Source organism: Mesorhizobium sp. B2-4-3, assembly GCF_006442815.1.
In the GTDB taxonomy this organism is placed as follows: Bacteria; Pseudomonadota; Alphaproteobacteria; order Rhizobiales; family Rhizobiaceae; genus Mesorhizobium.
Map to the genome: position 1 here is coordinate 81,169 of NZ_VFVL01000012.1, position 18,392 is coordinate 99,560.

At 63.2% G+C, this 18,392-nt stretch carries 20 protein-coding genes, 1 tRNA gene and 1 pseudogene; 10 read left to right on the top strand and 12 right to left on the bottom strand.

Going from position 1 to position 18,392, the window contains the following annotated elements; translation table 11 throughout:
• Positions 1–27: 27 nt before the first annotated feature.
• Complete coding sequence (locus tag FJ956_RS14235; RefSeq protein WP_140674490.1) at positions 28–921, bottom strand: SDR family oxidoreductase; 894 nt, start codon at positions 919–921, stop codon at positions 28–30.
• 218 nt (positions 922–1,139) lie between these two features.
• Between FJ956_RS14235 and FJ956_RS14240 the strand changes: the two genes are divergently transcribed.
• A complete protein-coding gene (locus FJ956_RS14240) occupies positions 1,140–1,496 on the top strand; it encodes a helix-turn-helix domain-containing protein (RefSeq protein WP_246672015.1) in 357 nt (118 codons plus the stop codon).
• Between the two features lie 73 nt (positions 1,497–1,569).
• The gene (locus tag FJ956_RS14245; protein WP_140674486.1) at positions 1,570–2,799 is read left to right on the top strand and encodes an NAD(P)/FAD-dependent oxidoreductase; all 1,230 of its coding nucleotides are present in this window, start codon (positions 1,570–1,572) and stop codon (positions 2,797–2,799) included.
• Here the strand turns inward: FJ956_RS14245 and FJ956_RS14250 are convergent.
• Together FJ956_RS14250 and FJ956_RS14255 are read right to left on the bottom strand one after the other, a co-directional pair.
• Positions 2,753–3,472, bottom strand: coding sequence for a glutathione S-transferase family protein (locus FJ956_RS14250; protein WP_181170127.1), 720 nt, complete (start codon positions 3,470–3,472; stop codon positions 2,753–2,755). The two genes, FJ956_RS14245 and FJ956_RS14250, sit on opposite strands and share 47 nt — an antisense overlap.
• A gap of 1 nt (position 3,473) precedes the next feature.
• Positions 3,474–3,779, bottom strand: a complete 306-nt coding sequence (locus tag FJ956_RS14255) for a Rieske (2Fe-2S) protein (RefSeq protein WP_140674482.1) — start codon at positions 3,777–3,779, stop codon at positions 3,474–3,476.
• 96 nt (positions 3,780–3,875) lie between these two features.
• On the opposite strand from FJ956_RS14255, the gene FJ956_RS14260 reads away from it, so the two are divergent.
• The 3 genes from FJ956_RS14260 to ilvC all read left to right on the top strand — a co-directional run bounded on the left by FJ956_RS14260 (position 3,876) and on the right by ilvC (position 6,268).
• Positions 3,876–4,334, top strand: a complete 459-nt coding sequence (locus tag FJ956_RS14260) for a MarR family winged helix-turn-helix transcriptional regulator (RefSeq protein WP_140674480.1) — start codon at positions 3,876–3,878, stop codon at positions 4,332–4,334.
• A gap of 127 nt (positions 4,335–4,461) precedes the next feature.
• On the top strand, positions 4,462–5,121 hold the full coding sequence (locus FJ956_RS14265; protein ID WP_140674478.1) for a TetR/AcrR family transcriptional regulator: 660 nt from the start codon (positions 4,462–4,464) through the stop codon (positions 5,119–5,121).
• 127 nt (positions 5,122–5,248) lie between these two features.
• Positions 5,249–6,268 carry a ketol-acid reductoisomerase gene (ilvC, locus tag FJ956_RS14270; RefSeq protein WP_140674475.1) on the top strand — a complete coding sequence of 340 codons (1,020 nt, stop codon included), beginning with the start codon at positions 5,249–5,251 and terminating at the stop codon, positions 6,266–6,268.
• Positions 6,269–6,486: 218 nt separating this feature from the next.
• On the opposite strand, the gene FJ956_RS14275 is transcribed toward ilvC, so the two are convergent.
• Positions 6,487–6,771 (bottom strand): PilZ domain-containing protein, encoded by a 285-nt coding sequence (locus FJ956_RS14275; protein ID WP_140674472.1) that lies wholly within the window; start codon positions 6,769–6,771, stop codon positions 6,487–6,489.
• Between the two features lie 178 nt (positions 6,772–6,949).
• Positions 6,950–7,528, bottom strand: a complete 579-nt coding sequence (locus FJ956_RS14280) for a BA14K family protein (RefSeq protein WP_140674470.1) — start codon at positions 7,526–7,528, stop codon at positions 6,950–6,952.
• Between the two features lie 166 nt (positions 7,529–7,694).
• Between FJ956_RS14280 and FJ956_RS14285 the strand changes: the two genes are divergently transcribed.
• Both FJ956_RS14285 and FJ956_RS14290 read left to right on the top strand, forming a co-directional pair.
• Positions 7,695–8,807, top strand: a complete 1,113-nt coding sequence (locus tag FJ956_RS14285) for an endonuclease/exonuclease/phosphatase family protein (RefSeq protein WP_140674468.1) — start codon at positions 7,695–7,697, stop codon at positions 8,805–8,807.
• A gap of 5 nt (positions 8,808–8,812) precedes the next feature.
• A complete protein-coding gene (locus FJ956_RS14290; protein ID WP_140674861.1) occupies positions 8,813–9,529 on the top strand; it encodes a hypothetical protein in 717 nt (238 codons plus the stop codon).
• A 399-nt stretch (positions 9,530–9,928) separates the two neighbouring features.
• On the opposite strand, the gene FJ956_RS14295 is transcribed toward FJ956_RS14290, so the two are convergent.
• The 3 genes from FJ956_RS14295 to FJ956_RS14305 are packed head-to-tail and all read right to left on the bottom strand — an operon-like array spanning position 9,929 to position 13,141.
• On the bottom strand, positions 9,929–11,146 hold the full coding sequence (locus tag FJ956_RS14295; RefSeq protein ID WP_140781973.1) for an ABC transporter permease: 1,218 nt from the start codon (positions 11,144–11,146) through the stop codon (positions 9,929–9,931).
• Positions 11,143–11,850: an ABC transporter ATP-binding protein gene (locus FJ956_RS14300; RefSeq protein WP_140674464.1), complete on the bottom strand. Its 708-nt coding sequence runs from the start codon at positions 11,848–11,850 to the stop codon at positions 11,143–11,145. The genes FJ956_RS14295 and FJ956_RS14300 overlap by 4 nt, the downstream gene beginning before the upstream one ends.
• A 4-nt stretch (positions 11,851–11,854) precedes the next feature.
• On the bottom strand, positions 11,855–13,141 hold the full coding sequence (locus tag FJ956_RS14305) for an efflux RND transporter periplasmic adaptor subunit (protein WP_140674462.1): 1,287 nt from the start codon (positions 13,139–13,141) through the stop codon (positions 11,855–11,857).
• A gap of 131 nt (positions 13,142–13,272) precedes the next feature.
• Here FJ956_RS14305 and FJ956_RS14310 point away from each other — a divergent pair, with 131 nt between their 5' ends.
• Positions 13,273–14,175, top strand: coding sequence for a PhzF family phenazine biosynthesis protein (locus FJ956_RS14310; protein WP_140674460.1), 903 nt, complete (start codon positions 13,273–13,275; stop codon positions 14,173–14,175).
• A 105-nt stretch (positions 14,176–14,280) separates the two neighbouring features.
• A tRNA-Lys gene (locus FJ956_RS14315) sits at positions 14,281–14,356 on the top strand.
• A gap of 194 nt (positions 14,357–14,550) precedes the next feature.
• Here the strand turns inward: FJ956_RS14315 and FJ956_RS14320 are convergent.
• Positions 14,551–15,078, bottom strand: coding sequence for a cytochrome c (locus FJ956_RS14320; protein WP_140674458.1), 528 nt, complete (start codon positions 15,076–15,078; stop codon positions 14,551–14,553).
• A gap of 31 nt (positions 15,079–15,109) precedes the next feature.
• On the bottom strand, positions 15,110–16,240 hold the full coding sequence (locus FJ956_RS14325) for an acetylserotonin O-methyltransferase (protein ID WP_246672011.1): 1,131 nt from the start codon (positions 16,238–16,240) through the stop codon (positions 15,110–15,112).
• A gap of 228 nt (positions 16,241–16,468) precedes the next feature.
• Between FJ956_RS14325 and FJ956_RS14330 the strand changes: the two genes are divergently transcribed.
• Positions 16,469–17,383 (top strand): AraC family transcriptional regulator, encoded by a 915-nt coding sequence (locus tag FJ956_RS14330; protein ID WP_246672010.1) that lies wholly within the window; start codon positions 16,469–16,471, stop codon positions 17,381–17,383.
• A 128-nt stretch (positions 17,384–17,511) separates the two neighbouring features.
• On the opposite strand, the gene FJ956_RS14335 is transcribed toward FJ956_RS14330, so the two are convergent.
• The gene (locus FJ956_RS14335) at positions 17,512–17,772 is read right to left on the bottom strand and encodes a hypothetical protein (protein ID WP_140674455.1); all 261 of its coding nucleotides are present in this window, start codon (positions 17,770–17,772) and stop codon (positions 17,512–17,514) included.
• 223 nt (positions 17,773–17,995) lie between these two features.
• A pseudogene (locus tag FJ956_RS14340) lies at positions 17,996–18,169 on the bottom strand (nicotinate-nucleotide--dimethylbenzimidazole phosphoribosyltransferase); the annotation flags it as partial.
• Positions 18,170–18,392: the final 223 nt, after the last annotated feature.

The following is an 18,392-nucleotide window of genomic DNA, read 5'->3' on the forward strand; positions in this document are numbered from 1 at the left end:
GGACGACTTCCCCGGGCGCGCCAGACTTCAACCGAGCAGGGCAGTCTTGTTCGTTTCGAGGAACTGCCTCAGCGTCCGTGGCTTGCGGCCGGATAGTTTTTCGACCGAATCCGTTACCTCGGCGATGCGACCGGCACGCGTGTTGGCGTCGAAGGAGACGATGATGCGGGCGAAGTCCTCGGGAACGCCCGCCGCTTTCACCCCTTCGGTCAGCGCCTCGTCCGGCAACTGGATGACTTCCAGCGGCTTGCCCGTGACTTCACTCACCAGCGCGGCGATCTCGCTTGTCGTGTAGGCCTGCGGGCCGGTCAGCGTATGGATTTCGCTCTGGTTTGAGCCGGAAGCAAGGCCGGCGGCGATGGCCGCCGCCATGTCGTCGCGCGCGCCGTGAGCGATACGGCCGTCGGCGGCCGAGCTGTACCACTTGCCCGACGAAATGGCGTGCGGCAGCGACATGAACAGGTTCTCCTGATACCAGCCGTTGCGGAAGATGGTGTAGGGGATGCCGCTCGCCTTGATCGCCTGCTCGGTGCCGTAGTGGTCGCCGGCGAACAGCACGGGCGAGCCGGGCTCGGGATTGGGCATGGAGGTGTAAAGCAAATGCGAAACGCCTGCCACCTTGGCCGCCGCCACCGCGGTCTCATGCTGCTTCAGGCGCCGGCCGGTTTTGAGGTCAAGGTCGCCGGTCGAGATTATCAGCACCCGGTCGGCGCCGCTGAATGCCTTCTCGAGCGAGGCCTTGTCGTTGAAATCGGCGGCCCTGACGGTAACGCCGCGCGCCGCGAGATCCGTGAGGTTTTCGGGATTGCGCGTGGTGGCGATAATGCTGGCCGGCGCAATTTTCTGCGCTTCCAGCAAGTGATCAATGACGGCGCGGCCAAGCTGGCCGGAGGCACCGGAGACGAGGAGTGTTTCGGTCATGGGAGGTTCCTGAATTGCGCCGATCGGCGGGTGCGTAGTGGTCTCAAAAAGAGACCAGCACTAAAATAGGAATTGACCCCAGGCCGTAAAGAAGGCAGTTTTTCGGGAGGTAGGCACAGCGAGGGAACCATCTGGCCGGCCACATTTTTCACTCAGCGGATGTCGCGATGGACAGTAAGATCTTCAATCTCCAAGCCAAGCTCGAGATCTATAAGGCCATGACGGATGGCGGCAATTTCGCCGATTGCCCGGTTCGCGACGTGATCCAGGGCATCAGCGGCAAATGGAGCTCGCTGCTGGTCATGGCGCTGGCGGAGAAGCCCTATCGGTTTGGCGAATTGCGACGGCTGGTTCCCGACATCTCGCAGCGCATGCTGACGCAGACGCTCCACGACCTGCAGCGCGATGGTTATGTGCATCGCGAAGTCTTCCCGACCAAGCCGCCGAGCGTCGAATACAGCCTCACCGATCTCGGACGCTCGATGTTCGCGCCCTTGCAGATGCTGGTCCAATGGGCCGAGCTGAACCATGACGCGGTGCGCGCCGCCCGCGCAGCTTTCGATGCCCAAACTTGATGGGCGTCAAAGCGCCAGCTTGATTTGACGATAGTGGTGGGAGATTGTCGCGCCGGCTTGGCTTGGGCGGGCGATGAGCGGATCTTACGACATAGCGATTGCCGGCGCCGGGCCGGCCGGACTGGCCGCAGCGCTCTATCTCAAGCGGGCCGGGCACAAGGTCACCATTTTCGAGCGTTTCGACGCGCCGAAGCCCTTCGGGTCCGGCCTCATCCTGCAGCCGACCGGGTTGACCGTGCTCGCCGATCTCGGCCTGCTCGACGAGATCCTTTCGCTCGGCAGCCGGATCGAGCGGCTACACGGCACCGACGCCGGCAGCGGACGCACCGTGCTCGAAGTCCGCTACGACGCGCGGCGCGGCCGCCGCTTCGGCCTCGCGGTGCACCGGGCGGCGCTGTTCGGCGTGCTCTACCGCGCTGCCTTGCGCGAAGCGATCGCCATCGAAACCAATGTCGAGGTCGAGACACTGGAGGCGGCTGAGCGCGCGACGCTCGTCTACGGCAACGGCAGGCGGCTCGGCCCATTCGACCTCATCGTCGATGCCAGCGGCGCGCGCTCGAAGCTGCGGACCTATCTCGGCGATGCCGCGATGCCGCGGCCGCTCACTTATGGGGCATTCTGGGCGTCGCTCGGCTGGCGGGACGGCTTCGACGAGCGCGCACTGCTGCAGCGCTACGACAAGGCAAGCATCATGGTCGGCGTGCTGCCGATCGGCCGGCCTGAGCCCGGCGCGCAAGACATGGCGGCGTTCTTCTGGAGCCTCAAGCCGGCCGACGCCGAACAGGTAAAGGCGAAGGGGCTCGACGCCTGGAAGGCGAGGGTGGTTTCGGTATGGCCTGAGTGCGAGGTTTTCACCAGTCAGATCGACGGTTTCGAGCAGCTCTCGCTCGCCCGCTATGGCCACCACACGATGACGCTGCCCGCCGGCCGGCGGCTTGCCGTCATCGGCGACGCCGCGCACTCGACCAGTCCGCAGCTTGGGCAAGGCGCGAACATGGCGCTGCTCGACGCGGCGGCGCTCAGCCATGCGCTGGCGCACGCAAAGGGTGTCGACGACGCGCTCGACACCTACGCGAGCGCGCGCCGTTGGCATGTGCGCGTATTCCAGGCGCTGTCGCTGTCGCTGACGCCGTTCTACCAGTCGGATTCCGCAGCCTTGCCCTTTGTCCGCGACCGCATGGTGGCGGCGCTGGCGAGGATTCCGCCGGGGCCGCAATTCCTCGCCGCCATGGTCGCCGGCACGGTGATCGACCCGTTCAGGCGGATAGGGCTTGCGGAGTTGCAATGGCCTGCCGCCGGATGATCCCAGACAGATAAGATTGCTTTGCCAGAAGGAAGGCATGCAGCCGCCGCGGATAGTCCGGGCCGACGGCTTCCTTCACCGATTTCCGTTCGCTCAAGGCCTCGCGCCAGGCTTGGACGAGCGGCTTGTCGTTAAGAATGCCGAAATTGCCGATGCGGTCGAACGTGTCGAAATAGCGGAAGACCGGCCCGAAGACGGCGTCGACCAGCGAGAAGCGATCACCGGCGAACCACGGACCGCTTTGCCTTGCAGACAGTTCTGCTTCCAGGCGTGCAAACATCCCGGACAAGCCTCTGCTTTCATCGAGGAAAGCAGCTTCATCAGCAGCGGAATAGAAACGGCCTATGGCGTTGAGGATGGCCGAGCCGAATTCGATCCAGGCGCGATGCCTGGCCCGGGGCAGCGGGTCGGCAGGGTGCAAGGGATTGGCCTCCGTCTCCTCGAGGAATTCCAGAATGACGGCGGATTCGAAAATCACTTCCTGCGCATTGCCATGCCGGACGCGCAGCAGCGGCACCTTGCCGAGCGGCGAGACGGCCTTGTACCATTCCGGCTTGTTGGCAAGGTCGACATAGACCCGTTCGAACGCCACGCCTTTTTCGGCAAGCGAGATCGCGGCGCGCTGGACGTAGGGGCAAAGGTGATGGCTGACGAGGGTGAGCCTAGCGGTCATCTCACTCTCCCCAGACATAATTGAGCGTGCCATCCTCGACGCGGGTCGACAGGAACATCAGGCGCGAGCCCTTCGGCGCCGGCCCTTCAAGGCGCTCGCCGGTTTCCATGTCGAACTTCGCGCCATGCCACTGGCAGACAAGTGAACCGTCCTTGCAATCCAGCGGTCCGCCGAAATGCAGGCAGGCATTGGCCGCGGCGCGGATGCGCTCGCCGCTGCGCCAGACATGGACCTCGCGGCCGAAGAAAGGCGCGATCAGGCTGCCGGTCTGCGGGATATCGGCGATCTTGCAGATTTCATGTTTCATCAGAGAGCCCCATATCGATGCATTTGCATCTATATGGGTGCATTTGCATCAATCGTCAAGCTTGATGCATTTGCATCTATCGCTTAGGCTGCGCCAATGACGAAGAAATCCCCATCGCCCGAAGCCGTCACCGCCTGGGCGCGCCTCATGCGCGTCTCGCGCCAACTGGTCGAAAAGACCGAGGACGCGCTGAAAGCCGGCGGGCTGCCACCGCTGGCCTGGTACGACGTGCTGCACGAGCTTGCCGAAGCGGGCGAGGGTGGGTTGCGACCGTTCGAGCTGATCGATCGCGTGCTGTTGGCGCAGTACGGCGTCTCGCGCCTGCTGGCCAAGCTGGAGGCGGATGGCCTGGTCGAAAAGCTGCCCGTCTCGGATGATGGCCGCGGGCAGACCGTGCGCATCACGCCAAGCGGCCGGGAGATGCGCCGCGGCATCTGGGCGATCTATGGCGCTTCGATCACGGAGCTGATGGGCGACAGGCTTTCAGCCGAAGAGCTCAATGCGCTGGCGGCGCTGCTCGGGCGGCTGCGGCATCCGCCGATAGAAAACCACTGAGCGAGCCCGGCCAGTCCATCGGCTCGATTTTTTCGATCGCCGCCCTTGCGTCCAGTCCAGGAATGCGCCATAAGCCGAACCGTAACGTACGGTACGCCTGAGGCCGTATCTGGAATTGGGAACAGTCGTGTTGCAGCCAGCGGAGATCGACGCAAGCGAAACGCTGACCGAGCGCCAGCAGGCCGTTCTGGATGCGGCGCTTCGCCTGCTGGTCGAGGAGGGCGACAACCTGACCATGACGGCGGTGGCGCGGCGGGCAAGCTGCTCCAAGGAAACGCTCTACAAATGGTTCGGCGACCGCGACGGGCTGCTCAACGCCACGGTGCAATGGCAAGCGTCCAAGGTGCGTGTCGCGGCCATCGACCGTGAGAGGCTGGATATCGGTTCGCTCACAGCGAGCCTGGAGCGCTTCGCTTCAGATTGGCTGAAGGTTATATCCAGCGACACTTCGATCGCGCTGAACCGTGTGGCGGTCAGCCATGCCGGTTCCGGCAAGGACGATCTCGGCGCCATCGTGCTGCAGAATGGCCGCTTCGCTCTTGCCAAGCGCCTGAAGCCGGTGCTTGAAGCCGGTCAGCAGGCCGGACTGCTCGATTTCGAGGACGCCGAGACGGCGTTCCGGACCTTTTTCGGTCTGGTCGGCCGCGACGTGCAGATACGTCTGCTGCTCGGCGACCGGGTGGAATTGACTGGGGCGACGATCGGCGGTGATGCCGCGCGCGCGACGCAACAGTTTCTCGCTCTCTTCGGAGCAAAAACCGGGCCGCTGGCCCATAGAGCCGGATGATTTCAGGTCAAATCGACCTGAAATCTGAATCCGGCTCTACACCAAGAGAGGAGCATGATGTCGTCCGAAAACCGCTCCACACTTTTCGGCATCATGCTCTAGGTTCAAAACGGGAAGGAAGACCACAATGCGTGTCTATTACGATCGTGACGCCGATCTCAATCTGATCAAGGGCAAGAAGGTCGCCATTATCGGCTATGGCAGCCAGGGCCGGGCGCATGCGCTCAACCTCAAGGATTCCGGCGTCAAGGAGATCGCCATCGGTCTCAAGGCCGGCTCGGCGACCGCCAAGAAGGTCGAAGCCGACGGCCTCAAGGTCATGAGCGTGGCGGACGCCGCCAAATGGGCCGACCTGATGATGATGGCGACGCCCGACGAATTGCAGGCCGACATCTACAAATCGGAAATCGCGCCGAACATCCGCGACGGCGCCGCGATCGCCTTCGCGCACGGCCTCAACGTGCATTTCGGCCTGATCGAGCCGAAGGCTTCGGTCGACGTCGTCATGATCGCGCCGAAGGGCCCGGGCCACACCGTGCGCGGCGAATACCAGAAGGGCGGCGGCGTGCCGTGCCTGGTCGCCGTCAACCAGGACGCTTCGGGCAACGCGCTCGACCTCGCGCTCTCCTACGCCTGTGGCGTCGGCGGCGGCCGTTCCGGCATCATCGAGACCAACTTCCGCGAGGAATGCGAGACCGACCTGTTCGGCGAGCAGGTCGTGCTGTGCGGCGGCCTGGTCGAGCTGATCCGCGCCGGTTTCGAGACGCTGGTGGAAGCCGGCTACGCGCCGGAAATGGCTTATTTCGAGTGCCTGCACGAGGTGAAGCTGATCGTCGACCTGATCTATGAAGGCGGTATCGCCAACATGAACTATTCGATCTCGAACACCGCCGAATGGGGCGAATATGTCTCGGGTCCGCGCATCATCACTGCCGACACCAAGGCCGAGATGAAGCGCATCTTGAAGGACATCCAGACCGGCAAGTTCACCTCGGAATGGATGCAGGAATATCGCGCCGGCCTGTCACGCTTCAAGGGCATCCGCCGCAACAACGACAGCCACCAGATCGAAGAGGTGGGCTCCAAGCTCCGCGCCATGATGCCGTGGATCGCCAAGAACAAGCTGGTCGACAAGGCCAAGAACTAGAAAGCTCGCGCCAATTCTACCCTGCCGGCCATCTGCCGCAGGTTTCTGCGCTTCCGGTGCTCACGGACTTTATGTCCGCTCCGCTCCGGTTCTCGAAACCTGCACCAGCTGACTCGGCAGGGCGAATTGTCATCAAGCTTCCGGTCGCGAAGCTGCAAGCCGGCGGAGCGGCCCGTCGGCTTTTTCTATGCGAGATTGACGGACAGTGTCGCCGCTGCTCACCCGTAATGCCAGTGCGGCTTGGGCTCGGTGCCGGTGAACTCGACGCCGATGCGGTCCTCGCGGCGCCAACGCACCACCGCCCTGTAGCCGATGCCGTCGATCGGCACATAGAGCAGGAATTCGTCCGGCACGCGTGCGTCGATCGGCACTTTCAGCTCCGCGCCGTTCGAATGCATGTTGCGCACCGTGCACTTCACCTCGGAATTGGTGATGCCGGTCAGGATCGCCGCGCCCTTGAGCACGCGTTGCCTGTGTTGGTTTCTGTGTTCGTTTTCGGCCATGGCGGGCACGTCCTCGCACCCCTGTTCGCGCGAATCGTCATGTTGGAGGACATCGGCATGGATGAATAGCCGCGTCCGATAAATTTAGGGTTATCGCCGTCGCGTCACAGGTTGCCGCAAACAAAATAGAAACGGCGCCGCAAAGGGCGCCGTTTCATTGTCTGCGTCGGCGAGCCGCTCAGCTATAGGGCGACCAGCATTGCTTGCGAGGGCCATAGTTGGGCTGGAAACTATTATCCCGGGCGCGATACGACCGGTAGCGGTCGTAGCACCAGCGGACATGCGCGCTGGACAGCCGCTCGGTCCGGTAAATGCGCCGCGGCTGAGCGTAACGCGGATAGGGATCGTAGTAGTACGGGTCATAGTAGTTGCCATAGGCCATGCTGCCCAAGCCCAGGCCTAGGCCCAGCCCCAGGATCGCCGCGTCGCCGCCGCGGAAGTGCCGGCGGTGGTGGTGCCGCCAGCGCCAATCGCCGCCGCCGTTCCAGTTGCCGCCGTCCCAATGGCGCGAGAAGTGACGGTCGCCGCCACGCCACCTGAAGTCGCCGCCCCGGTGACGCCAACGCCAATCCTGGACGCCGCCGTTGTTGTTGCCGGCCCAGCCGTCGCGCACGGGAATGACCTGCGGCGCGGCGGTGTTCGTCGCGACGCCGAGATCGGGTTGCAGGATCGGACCGGCGACCGACGGTGCCGTCACGCCGGTAACGAGGCCCAGAACCAGAAGCCCGGATCTCAGGGAAGAAAAAAGCGGTTTCATTTCACTCTCCAAGGAGTAAAGGCCCCACGCCCAGCATACCCCGGGGAAAGGCCCATTGTTGGAACTTTCCGTCTGAACGGGGGATGAACGGAAAGGTTCCATCAACCATGACGAGCATCGGCCTGGCCCTTGTTTTCGCCCTCGCTTGCAGGCAAAGGTCACGGCCATGTCGCTGCGCCTCGCCACCTTCAATGTCGAGAACCTGATGAACAGGTTCGATTTCTCGGGCTACCGCAACCAGCTCAACGAAGACCGCACGCTGGCGCTGTTCGACATCCAGAGCGAGGCCGAATACCGCATCCTCGAGCAGGCCCGCGCGATCGCCCAGTCCGACGACACCCGCCAGTTGACGGCGCTCGCTATCGCGGCCACCCGCGCGGACGTCATCTGCATGCAGGAGGTCGACAATATCGAGGCGCTGAAGGCCTTCGAATACGGCTATCTGTTCAAGATGGTCGGGCAGGGCTACCGGCAGAAATACACCACCGCCGGCAACGATACGCGCGGCATCGATGTCGCCGTGATGATGCGCAACGAGACCGCGCAAGGGCAGCCGATCGAGTTCGTGCGCATGACCAGCCACGCCTATGTCACTTTCGAGCAGTTCGGGCTGTTCACGCCGGAGCTCGCCGGGCTCGGCTATCTCGCCAATGGGCGTATCTTTCGCCGTGACTGCCTGGAGATCGACCTGAGGGTCGGCGGCGTGCCGTTGACGCTCTATCTGGTGCATTTCAAATCGATGGGGCCGCCGCGCAACGGGCTGGATGGCCGCCAGGCGTCGATGCCGCTGCGCATCGCCGAAGCGCAAGCGGTGCGCCGCATCGTCGAGGAGCGTTTCGGCAAGGATCACGCCGCCGACAAACGCTGGGCGATCTGCGGCGACATGAACGATTACCGGCAGCGCGTGAAGATCGATGGCGACGCCATCGACGGCTACCGTTTCGAGGTTGTCGACGAAGCCCGGTCCTCGATCGATGTGCTCACCGCCGGCGGCTTTTGCGAGAATGTCGTCGAGCGGCGGCCGGAGATGGACCGCTGGAGCTTCTACCATACGCGCGGCCCGGAGGAGCGGCATCTTTGCCAGCTCGACTATATCATGCTGTCGAAGGCGCTGGCCGCGAAGAATGCCACCGCCGTTCCCGACATCATCCGCAACGGCCAGCCCTGGCGGACCATCTTTCCGCCCGGACAGGAGGTCGAGCGTTTCCCGCGCGCCGGCTGGGACAGGCCGAAAGCGTCGGACCATTGCCCGGTGGCGATCACACTGGACATGGCGTGACCGTCTTGAGTTTCGACCTGCCGCGCAATGTCATCCTGCCCGTCGATGCGGTCGACGTGCGTCTCGATCCCGGCCCGCATCCCTTCGCGCTGAGCAATGCGGCGGCGATCGCCGAGAACTGGCGGCAGGAAACAGCGGCCAAACCGGCCCTGTTCGACGGCACCGTGGTGCTGCTTTCCGAACTTGCTTATCGGGGCGGCCGCCTCGTCGGCCGCTGCCATGCGGTCAACTATTCGACCTTCATGCTATGGCGCAAGCGGCGCGAAAATTCCGGCGCCGAACACGCCTATGCGCATGCCATGCTGGTCGCCGGCGACAATGCGCTGGTGGCGATCCGCATGGGGCCGCACACGGTCAATGCCGGCCGCGTCTATTTTGCCGCCGGCTCCTTCGAGCCGATCGATTTCCGCGACGGTCTCGTCGATGTCGACTTCAACATGATCCGCGAGGTGGGGGAAGAGACCGGGCTCGATCTTTCGACGGCCGAACGCGGACAGCGCTATCACGCGCTATCGACGGCAAGCGGCACGGTGATCTTTCGCCGTTACCGGGTCGCCGAGCCGGCCGACGAGCTGGCACGGCGCATCAGCGCCTTCGTCGCCACCGAGACGGACCCGGAGATCGAGGGGCCGGTGATCATCCGCCACGCCGCCGATCTGCCCGGCGGGCTGATGGGGCATATGAAGCCGCTGATCGCGTGGCATTTCGCCGGCCACGACTAGTTCCCCGACACAGGGATTTTGAAAGGTTGCCGTTTGTCTGGTGCAAGATTTTCTATTCATTTCCGTGAAATCAGCGCAAACGCCGGGGATTGGTTGAAGCCGGCCCAACCTCGTCATTCTATGGCGGAGCAAGGAGCGAAGCGACGCGGCGTAGACCATAGAATCCATGCCGTGACGTTGGGGCGTTGCAACGGTGCAGAATTCTGCTCCGCTGGATTCTACGGCCGAGACAACGGCATGGATTCTAGGGTCTTCGCGACGGAGCTTCGCTCCTGCTCCGCCCTAGAATGACGATCGCGATTGCGCGTTTCGGCCAATCTCCAACGCATGCCGCCTGCCAACGCAAACAGAGCCGACCGGTCAAAATCCCTGTGCACGTCAGCAGTCGGCGTGATCTGGCTATTCGTGCCGCAGCGCGTCGATTGGGTCGAGGCGGGCGCCGCGCAACGCGGGGAAGAAGCCGAACACCATGCCGATCAGCGCCGAGAAGCCGACGGCGAGCATGATGACGGCGGGGCTTGGCGCGAAAGGTATCGTCAGCGTCATCGAGGCGAGGCCGGCGAGCGTCAGCCCGATCAAGATGCCGATGATGCCGCCAAAGAGCGACAGCACCGTCGCCTCGACCAGGAACTGGATGAGGATGTGCTTTTCATGCGCGCCGATGGCCAGCCTGATGCCGATCTCGCGCGTGCGCTCGGTGACCGACACCAGCATGATGTTCATGATGCCGATGCCGCCGACCAGCAGGCTGACGCCGGCGACGGCGCCCAGCATGCCGGTCATGGTGGTGGTGGCGCTGGTCATCGCATCGGCGATCTGGGTCATGTCGCGGATGGCGAAATCGGGATCGCGGTCCGGCGTGATGCGGCGCGTGTCGCGTAAGATGTCCTCGACGCGCGGCTGCAGCTCGGTGGTCGGGGTGCGGTCGTCGGCGGCGATATAGATGTTGTCGATATCGCGGTTGCCGGCGATGCGCCGCTGATAGGCGTGCAGCGGCATCAGCACGACATTGTCCTGGTCCTGGCCGAAGCCGGTATAGCCCTTGGGCTCGAGCAGGCCGATGATCTTGCAGGAGGTGCGGTTGACGCGGATGATCTCGCCCTCCGGATCGCCGGCGCCGAAGAATTGCTGGCGCACGGTTTCGCCGATCAGGCAAACGCCGGCGCCGGCGCGCGTTTCGGAATCGCTGAACGGCCGTCCCGACACCAGTTTCCAATCGCGGGCGTCGAGATAGGCGCTGTCGGTGCCGGTGACGCCCGAGGTCAGGCTTTCGGTGCCGAAGATGACGCGGACCTGTTTTTGCGAGGCGGGCGAAATCGCGCGTGCGCCGCTGAGATGCGCGACGAGCGCGGCGACATCCTTTTCGGCCAGCGATCGCACCGCCTGGTCGAGCCCTCCCGGTCCGCCGGGACCGGCCGGCCGGCCGGCGCGGACGACGAGCAGGTTGCTGCCGAGCTTGGAAATGTCGGCCTTGACCTTCTCGGTCGTGCCGGAGCCGATGGTGAGCATGGCGATGACGGCCGCGACGCCGATGACGATGCCAAGCAGCGTCAGGAACGAGCGCAATACGTTGCGGCGGATCGAGCGCAGAGAGAGGCGGACGGTCTCCCAGATCATGCCGCTTCCTCCGCTTTCAAGGTATCGGAGGCGAGGTGGCCGTCGAGGAAGCGGATGGTGCGGCCGGCATAGCCGGCGACGTCGGCCTCATGCGTGACCATGACGATGGAGAGCCCGAGCTCGGCGTTGAGCCTGGTCAGCAGCTCCATGATCTCGTGCGTGCGCGCGGTGTCGAGATTGCCGGTCGGCTCGTCGGCGACGAGCAGCGTCGGCCTGGTGACGATGGCGCGGGCGATCGCCACGCGCTGCTGCTGGCCGCCCGAAAGCTCGGCTGGAGTGTGGTGCTCGCGCCCGATAAGCCCGACCTCGGCCAGCGCCTGCATGGCGAGATCGCGGCGCTCGCGCGCGGCGACGCCGCGATAGATCAGCGGCAGCTCGACATTTTCCGCCGCGGTGGTGCGCGGCAGCAGATTGTAGCCCTGGAAGACGAAACCGACATAGAGGTTGCGCAAAAGCGCGCGGCGGTTGCGGTCGAGGCGGCCTGCGTCGACGCCCATGAAAGAGTAGGTTCCGGCCGTCGGCGTGTCGAGGCAGCCGATGATGTTCATCGCCGTCGATTTGCCCGAGCCGGAGGGGCCCATGATGGCGACGAATTCACCTCTGCGGATGGCGAGATCGACGCCGGCCAGCGCATGCACGCGGGCCTCGCCCTCGCCATAGCTTTTCCAGACCTTGTCGAACGTGATGAGCAGGGGAGCCGACATTTCGTCAGCTCCGCTGCTGCGCGCCGGTGATGACCTCAGCGCCCTCATCGAGACCGGACGTGATCTCGGTCAGCTCGCCGTCGGTCGAGCCGATCCTGACGTTGACCGGATGCGGCCGGCCGTTCTCCAGCACATAGAGCGTGCGCGAGCCGTCGGTCGGCGCCTTCGTCGCCTCGCGCTGCCGGTTGGGCCGGCCCATTCGGCCGGTAAAGAGGTCGCGCAGGCTCCAGCCGCGGGCGACGGGCGGCGCCGGCCGATAGCGGAAGGCGGTCGAGGGGACGGTAAGCACGTCCTTGGCCTGCCGGGTGACGACCGACACCGTTGCCGTCATGCCGGGCCGCAAGAGAAGCTGGCCATTGTCGACTTCGAGCCGCGCATTGTAGGTGACGACGCCGTCGGTGGTGACCGAGGCGTAGGAGATGTCGCGAATCTCGGCATCGAAGGGTCGGTCCGGGAAAGCGTCGACGGTGAAGCGGGCGTGCTGGCCGGGCTTGACCTGGCCGATATCGGCCTCGTCGACCGCGGCCTGCAATTCCATGTTGCGAAGGTCGGCGGCGATGACGAAGAGCACGGGCGCCTGCAGCGAGGACGCGACCGTCTGGCCGGGATCGACCGAGCGCGTCAGCACGATGCCGTCGATCGGCGCATAGATGGTGCTCTTGGCGAGATCGGTCTGCTGTGCCTTGAGGTCCGCCTGGGCAATGGCGAGGTTGGCTTCGGCGCTGTCGAGCGCAGCCTTCGAACGATCGCGCGTCGCGGTTGCCGCTTCGAGCGACTGGTCCGTCGCCATGCCGCGCTTGGTCAGCGCGCTGGCGCGCACAACCGCGTTCTCGTTCTCCTGCAAGGTGACCTTGGCATCCTCGACGCTTGCTGCCGCCGCCTTGGCCGAGGCGGTGGCGCGCTCGATCTGGACCTCCAGCTTGGCGGTGTCGAGCGTCGCCAGCACGTCGCCCTTCTTGACCTGCTGGTTTTCATTGGCCGCGACCGAGCGGACGATGCCGGAAAGCTCGCTGGAGATGTCGACCTGGGTCAGCGGCTGCAGCGTGCCGGTGGCCGATACCGCGACGGTGAGGTCGGCGATCGCAGCAGGCACGGCGGTGTATTCAATCCTGGGGGGCGCTGCGGCATACCATCGATAGAGGGCAATGCCGGCGGCGACGATCGCTATCGCCAGAACCGCGTAGAGCCAGAAGCGGCGCCGCTTGCGGCTCACGCCCTTGCGGTCGAGCCCGAGGGCCGCCTCTATGGAAGTATCCGATTCCGCGTTTGGCGGATTGACAAGCTGGTCCACGCCGGACCCCTATGCTGAAATTCGATGTCCCTATCCGTGCACAAATCAGGCCTTAAGGTTCGAATTTCAAATTAAATTTCCCTCATGTTGGGATTGAGGTGGAAATTCGGAGCGAGTGAAAGGTTTTCTCCATGGCGCGCAATTACTTGCTTTACGATGTGTTTACCACCGAAGGGCTGGCCGGAAATCCGCTTGCGGTGGTGCTCGACAGCGATGGGCTCGACACTGCCGGCATGCAGGCGATCGCGCGCGAATTCAATCTTTCCGAGACGGTGTTCGTGCTGCCTCCCGACAATCCCAAGCACCGCAACCGCATCCGCATCTTCACGCCCGACTATGAAATGCCTTTCGCGGGCCATCCGACGGTCGGCTCGGCGATCGCGCTTGCCGAGCTCGCCGGCGAGGCGACCGGCATCTTCGTGCTGGAGGAAAATATCGGACCGGTGCGTTGCGCGGTGAGCAAGCATGACGGCTCGACCTTCGCCGAGTTCGACTTGGCGAAACTGCCGGGACCGCTGGAGCTCAAGGCTGACCCGGAAGCGATCGGCGCCGCGCTTGGCCTTGCCCCGCACGAGATCGGCTTCGAGAATCACCGCGTCGCCTTCTGGTCTGCCGGCGTGCCTTATGTGACGATTCCGGTTGCCGGTTTGGAAGAAGCGGCCAAGATCAGGCTCGACAACCAGGCATGGTCGGAGTTGGCGCCGCGCAAGAGCGAATGGGCCTTCGCCAGCCCCTATGTCTATTGCCGCGAGACGGTCCACCACGACAGCGCCTTCCATGTGCGCATGATCGTGCCCGGCACGCCTTCCTATGAGGATCCGGCAACGGGTTCGGCCGCGGCGGCCTTTGCCGGCGCCATCATGCATTTCGACGCCCCGACCGACGGCATCTCGCAGCTCTGGATCGAGCAGGGGCTGGAAATGGGCCGGCCGTCGCGCATCCGCCTCGAGCTCAATGTCGATGGTGGGAAACTGGCCTCCGCGCGCATCGGCGGCCACGCGGTCAAGGTGGCTGAAGGTCAGCTTTTCATCTGACCGGTGCGGCAATTGGACGATTTGTCGGGAAATGATCCTGCAGGGCTGGACATCCCCGAAACCGGCGGCTATATGCGCCGCCGACGCTGAGTTTTCCGGCGGTGTGGGTGTGTAGCTCAGTTGGTAGAGCAGCTGACTCTTAATCAGCGGGTCCACAGTTCGATCCTGTGCACACCCACCAAACGGTCTCCTCTTTTCAGCTGTCCGCTAGTCCCTCAAAATCTTCGCGTTATTTCTGTATCAGCCTGACTTTCTCGATAAAATTCAGGGAATTTCCGCGACCGGTCTCTCCAGCGTGTGCGCCGCAGGCGGGCAAATGCACGACGCACATCCGAGCTTACAGTAATTGCGAGCTTGTTCGTGCGCTGGAGCGAATCAATTCGGTGCGGTCTTGGCGACCTGGCCCGGCGGCATGATCCTGAACATGAAAGTCGAGGTCTTTTCGCCGGGCGCGAACGGGCCGGGTACTGAATTTTTGACGGGTTCGAGCGACTGGAGGTATGCCGCAATAGCCTTGGCATCGTCTTTGGTGAGTTTTGCAAAGGCATGCCAGGGCATCACCGGAGCCAGGATACGGCCGTCCGGCCGCTCGCCGGTCTGGATCGCAGTGACGATCTGTGCCTGCGTCCAGGTACCAATGCCCGTCTCTTTGTCGGGTGTGATGTTGCTTCCGACAAAGACACCCTTACCGGGTATCTCGAAGCCTAAATCCGAGCCACCGAGAAAGCGCGACATGTCGGGCTTGCCAAGAAAATATCCCGGCGTGTGGCAGTCATTGCAGCCACCGAGGTTGACGAGATACTTGCCATGCGCGATCTGCGTATCGGCGGCACCGGCCTTGATTGTTGTTACGCCGACGGCAGACGCGGCCAGACATGTGAGCGAGACCAATGTTCTGATCATCCTTTTCTCCATCGCTTACTTGCTTTGCGTCTCACGGTTTTAGGCCGATCACCGTGCCATTCGCAGCGGGGGCGTCGAACCGGATCGTTTCGATCTGCCGGAATCCGGCGTCCTCCAGCCAGGCCGAATATTCGGCCGACGTGTAGTTCCGTCCTTCCGTCTCAATCAGCATATTGAGGCTCATCAGAGCGGCCGGCGCCGGCCCGGTCTTTTCGTCGTTGACAAGAAGTTCGCTGATCATGACCGCGCCACCGCTCGGCAGGGCATCGAAGCACCGGCGCAAAAGAGCCCGGTTTTTCGCTTCGTCCCAATCATGCAGGATCATCGAAAGAAGATGCACGTCATGATTTTTCGGGAGCTGCTCGAAGAAGCTGCCATCCATTGTTTCGATGCGGTCGGCCAACCCTGCCTCGGCAATCTTTCCTGCGGCAATGGTGGCCACGTGCGGCAGCTCGAGCACGGTCGCGCGCAGCCCCCCATACTGTTTGCAAAGCTCGATGTCGTAGGCGCCTGATCCGCCGCCGATGTCGAGAAGCCGCCGGAATTGGCCGAGATCCACGGCTTCGCCGAGCTTGCGCGCGGTCATCGTGGAAAGCGAATGCATCGCCTCCCAGAAAAGCGCCAGCACCAGCGGATCCTCGCCGTCGAATATCGAGGATTGCACCGCCGGGTCCCACGTGGTTGGCCGGTTTGTGCGCAGCGCTTCGTCAAGCTTGTTCCAGCCAGGATAGAGCCGCTTGTCGGCCATCTGCACGAAGCCGCCGAAATAATACGGCTTTCCACGCACCAGATATGCTTCGCTCAGGGGCGTGTTGCGGTATCGGCCGTGCGATTTCTCCAGGAGTCCGAGCGCGGCGCAACCGGTCAATAGCATCTCGGCTGGACGCTGGTGGAGGCCGAGCGTTTGCGTGAGCTCGCCAGCAGTCGTGCCTTTGCCGCCTGCGAGGCGACTGAAGAGATCCAGTGCATGCGCGGCGGCCAGAGTCTTGAAAGCCCAGAAGCCGGTCGAGAGCGCCATCAGCGGAACGGCCGATGGAAGTTCGGGTTCGGCGGCGTGCGGCTGCGCGGAAACGGTCAAGTTGTGCGCGGGCGGAATCCGATTGGGGCGCTCACGGGCAAGCATCGTCGTGCGCGCAGAAGCGCGCTGGAGATTGCTTCTCATTGTTCAATCCCTTGATTTGATGGCGTGTTTTTGCAGGTCCCGCCGCAAACCCGGAAGGACTGATCTGACTAAGATCAAACCTCGTTCAACGAGGCCGCTGCCAGACCAAGACATAACGCAGGCACCCCAGTGCTGTCAGTTCAAAAGCTTCGGGTTTTGTCCTGATCTTGCTGCGGAATGGACTGCAGACTTGCTGGGCGGTCGAAATTTTTGTTTACTGACTTTGGCATGTTACGACTGCAGGACTACGCAATTTTCAACCATTTGCAGCAGTCGGGCGCTCCTTTGCGGGCCTCGACCCGCCTCGGCGAGGGTTTGGCGGCCGCGCTCTGGGAGCGGGCAGGGCACGGGCATTACCGCTACAAGCCGGCCAATCATCATACACTCAGTTTCTGGGTCGCCGAGGGTGCCGGTTTCCGCCGGCTGCGTGGACGCGGCTACGACCCCATCCACGGCGAAAGCAGCCTTTGGGTTGTGCCTGCCGACGCGCCGACCGCTTGGGAAGCTGCCGGGAAAGGCCGGCTTCTCCACTTCTACATCCCGAAGCCAGTGTTCGAAGCCCGGGTGGTGGAGACACTCGATGCCGATCCCAGCCTGATAAGCCTGCGCGAAGAGGGTCTCCAACGCGATGCGTCGCTTGAGACCATAATCCGCTCAATAATATTGCCGCTGTCTTGGGAGGAGCCGGCCGACCGTATCGCCATTACCGAGGCTGGCGAAATGTTGACGACCTACCTCGCGGTCCGCTGCAGCGAACGCGCACCGAAGGCCCTCTTCATTCGCGGGGGGCTGGCGCCGGTCGTCTTGCGGCGGGTGAAGGAGTATGTCGAAGCCAATTTGGAACAGGATTTGGCGATTGAGGACCTGGCGGCGGTGACCGGCCTGAGCCCTTATCACTTCGCCAGGACCTTCAAACGCTCAACTGGTTGCGGCCCCTATGCTTACGTGTTGCGCAGGCGCACTGAGCGTGCAAAGCGGCTTCTTGCAGCAGGCAAGATGTCGTTGTCTAACGTAGCACAGGCCTGCGGCTTCGGCAGCCAAAGCCATTTTTCTGCTCGCTTCCGAGAGGCAACTGGATTGACTCCACGCCAGTTTGGCCGCTGCTTTTATGATCGGCCACCAGCCGAGCGCATCGGGATCTGAAAATCGTCATCTCGGCCACTTGAGCAAAGGGGAAAAGTCGCAGTTCCGCTGCGACCGGTTTCCCTTCGGACGCAGCCTTCGTTGGCGGGTCACAGTCGACCCTTCGAAGTCGGACGCAAGAGCGGCGCCTACTGCGCCGTCTTGCTGAGGCTCGCCTTGAACTTGACCTTCATCGTGATCTGACCGCTCACCGTGAGCTGCGATCCGCCGTAACCGCCGATGTTGCGGTCCCTGGCATTGAGATTGGTGCTCATGCCGGCAAGTTCGCATGTGTCGGCGACGGTCTCGAGCACCATCGCGCAACTGCCGGCCGCCACTTTGTAGAAGGAACGAAGCGCGACTTGCTGCTGCGCGGCAGCGTCGTCGTCATCCTTGACCGGAAAGGTCATCGAGATGGACGATTGGATCCTGGCCGCCCCGTCCTCGCCCGGACGAGGCGGGCGAACATATTGGTCCTGAGACAAGGCCGGCGAAGCTGCGGCAACAAGAATCGCAGCAGATATTAGATACTTCAAATACATCGAGTGATCTCCCGTGAGACTTCTACGTCTCATGGAATAATCAAGATGACGTTATTTCGATGTTTCAACAGTGTTGAAATTTCGACCGATTTTATTTTTCAGAAACGCCGGCCTCGGCGAAGCTCGCCATCTTCGCGTGGCATTCCAGCGCCGAGCGCACGATGTTGACGACAAGGCAGGCGCCGGAGCCTTCGCCGAGCCGCATGCCGAGATCGAGCAGCGGCGGCAGCCCGAGCGCTTCGAGCAGGCGGCGGTGACCGGCTTCGATCCTAAACATCAGATTCGAGCCGGAGACAGGAAGAGCAAAGGCACCGCCACACTGGAGTCTGCCCCGTGGGTATGGACGCTTTCGCTCGTGCGCAATATGGATGGGGATGTGGTCTGTCGTGGCGCTCACATTTCGCTGCGTCGCGAAGGCAGACGACGAGACGTTCGTTCAATGATGCTGCGCCGGGCGAGTTGGCCTTTCGATTGAAGCCGTCCTGCAA

Bases quoted from the DNA above. Each gene is read 5' to 3' on its own strand.
- FJ956_RS14235 (WP_140674490.1), bottom strand. From the start codon at position 921: ATGACCGAAACACTCCTCGTCTCCGGTGCCTCCGGCCAGCTTGGCCGC.
- FJ956_RS14240 (WP_246672015.1), top strand. From the start codon at position 1,140: ATGACGGATGGCGGCAATTTCGCCGATTGCCCGGTTCGCGACGTGATC.
- FJ956_RS14245 (WP_140674486.1), top strand. From the start codon at position 1,570: ATGAGCGGATCTTACGACATAGCGATTGCCGGCGCCGGGCCGGCCGGA.
- FJ956_RS14250 (WP_181170127.1), bottom strand. From the start codon at position 3,472: ATGACCGCTAGGCTCACCCTCGTCAGCCATCACCTTTGCCCCTACGTC.
- FJ956_RS14255 (WP_140674482.1), bottom strand. From the start codon at position 3,779: ATGAAACATGAAATCTGCAAGATCGCCGATATCCCGCAGACCGGCAGC.
- FJ956_RS14260 (WP_140674480.1), top strand. From the start codon at position 3,876: ATGACGAAGAAATCCCCATCGCCCGAAGCCGTCACCGCCTGGGCGCGC.
- ilvC (WP_140674475.1), top strand. From the start codon at position 5,249: ATGCGTGTCTATTACGATCGTGACGCCGATCTCAATCTGATCAAGGGC.
- FJ956_RS14275 (WP_140674472.1), bottom strand. From the start codon at position 6,771: ATGGCCGAAAACGAACACAGAAACCAACACAGGCAACGCGTGCTCAAG.
- FJ956_RS14280 (WP_140674470.1), bottom strand. From the start codon at position 7,528: ATGAAACCGCTTTTTTCTTCCCTGAGATCCGGGCTTCTGGTTCTGGGC.
- FJ956_RS14285 (WP_140674468.1), top strand. From the start codon at position 7,695: ATGTCGCTGCGCCTCGCCACCTTCAATGTCGAGAACCTGATGAACAGG.
- FJ956_RS14295 (WP_140781973.1), bottom strand. From the start codon at position 11,146: ATGATCTGGGAGACCGTCCGCCTCTCTCTGCGCTCGATCCGCCGCAAC.
- FJ956_RS14300 (WP_140674464.1), bottom strand. From the start codon at position 11,850: ATGTCGGCTCCCCTGCTCATCACGTTCGACAAGGTCTGGAAAAGCTAT.
- FJ956_RS14310 (WP_140674460.1), top strand. From the start codon at position 13,273: ATGGCGCGCAATTACTTGCTTTACGATGTGTTTACCACCGAAGGGCTG.
- FJ956_RS14320 (WP_140674458.1), bottom strand. From the start codon at position 15,078: ATGATCAGAACATTGGTCTCGCTCACATGTCTGGCCGCGTCTGCCGTC.
- FJ956_RS14325 (WP_246672011.1), bottom strand. From the start codon at position 16,240: ATGAGAAGCAATCTCCAGCGCGCTTCTGCGCGCACGACGATGCTTGCC.
- FJ956_RS14330 (WP_246672010.1), top strand. From the start codon at position 16,469: ATGTTACGACTGCAGGACTACGCAATTTTCAACCATTTGCAGCAGTCG.
- FJ956_RS14335 (WP_140674455.1), bottom strand. From the start codon at position 17,772: ATGACCTTTCCGGTCAAGGATGACGACGACGCTGCCGCGCAGCAGCAA.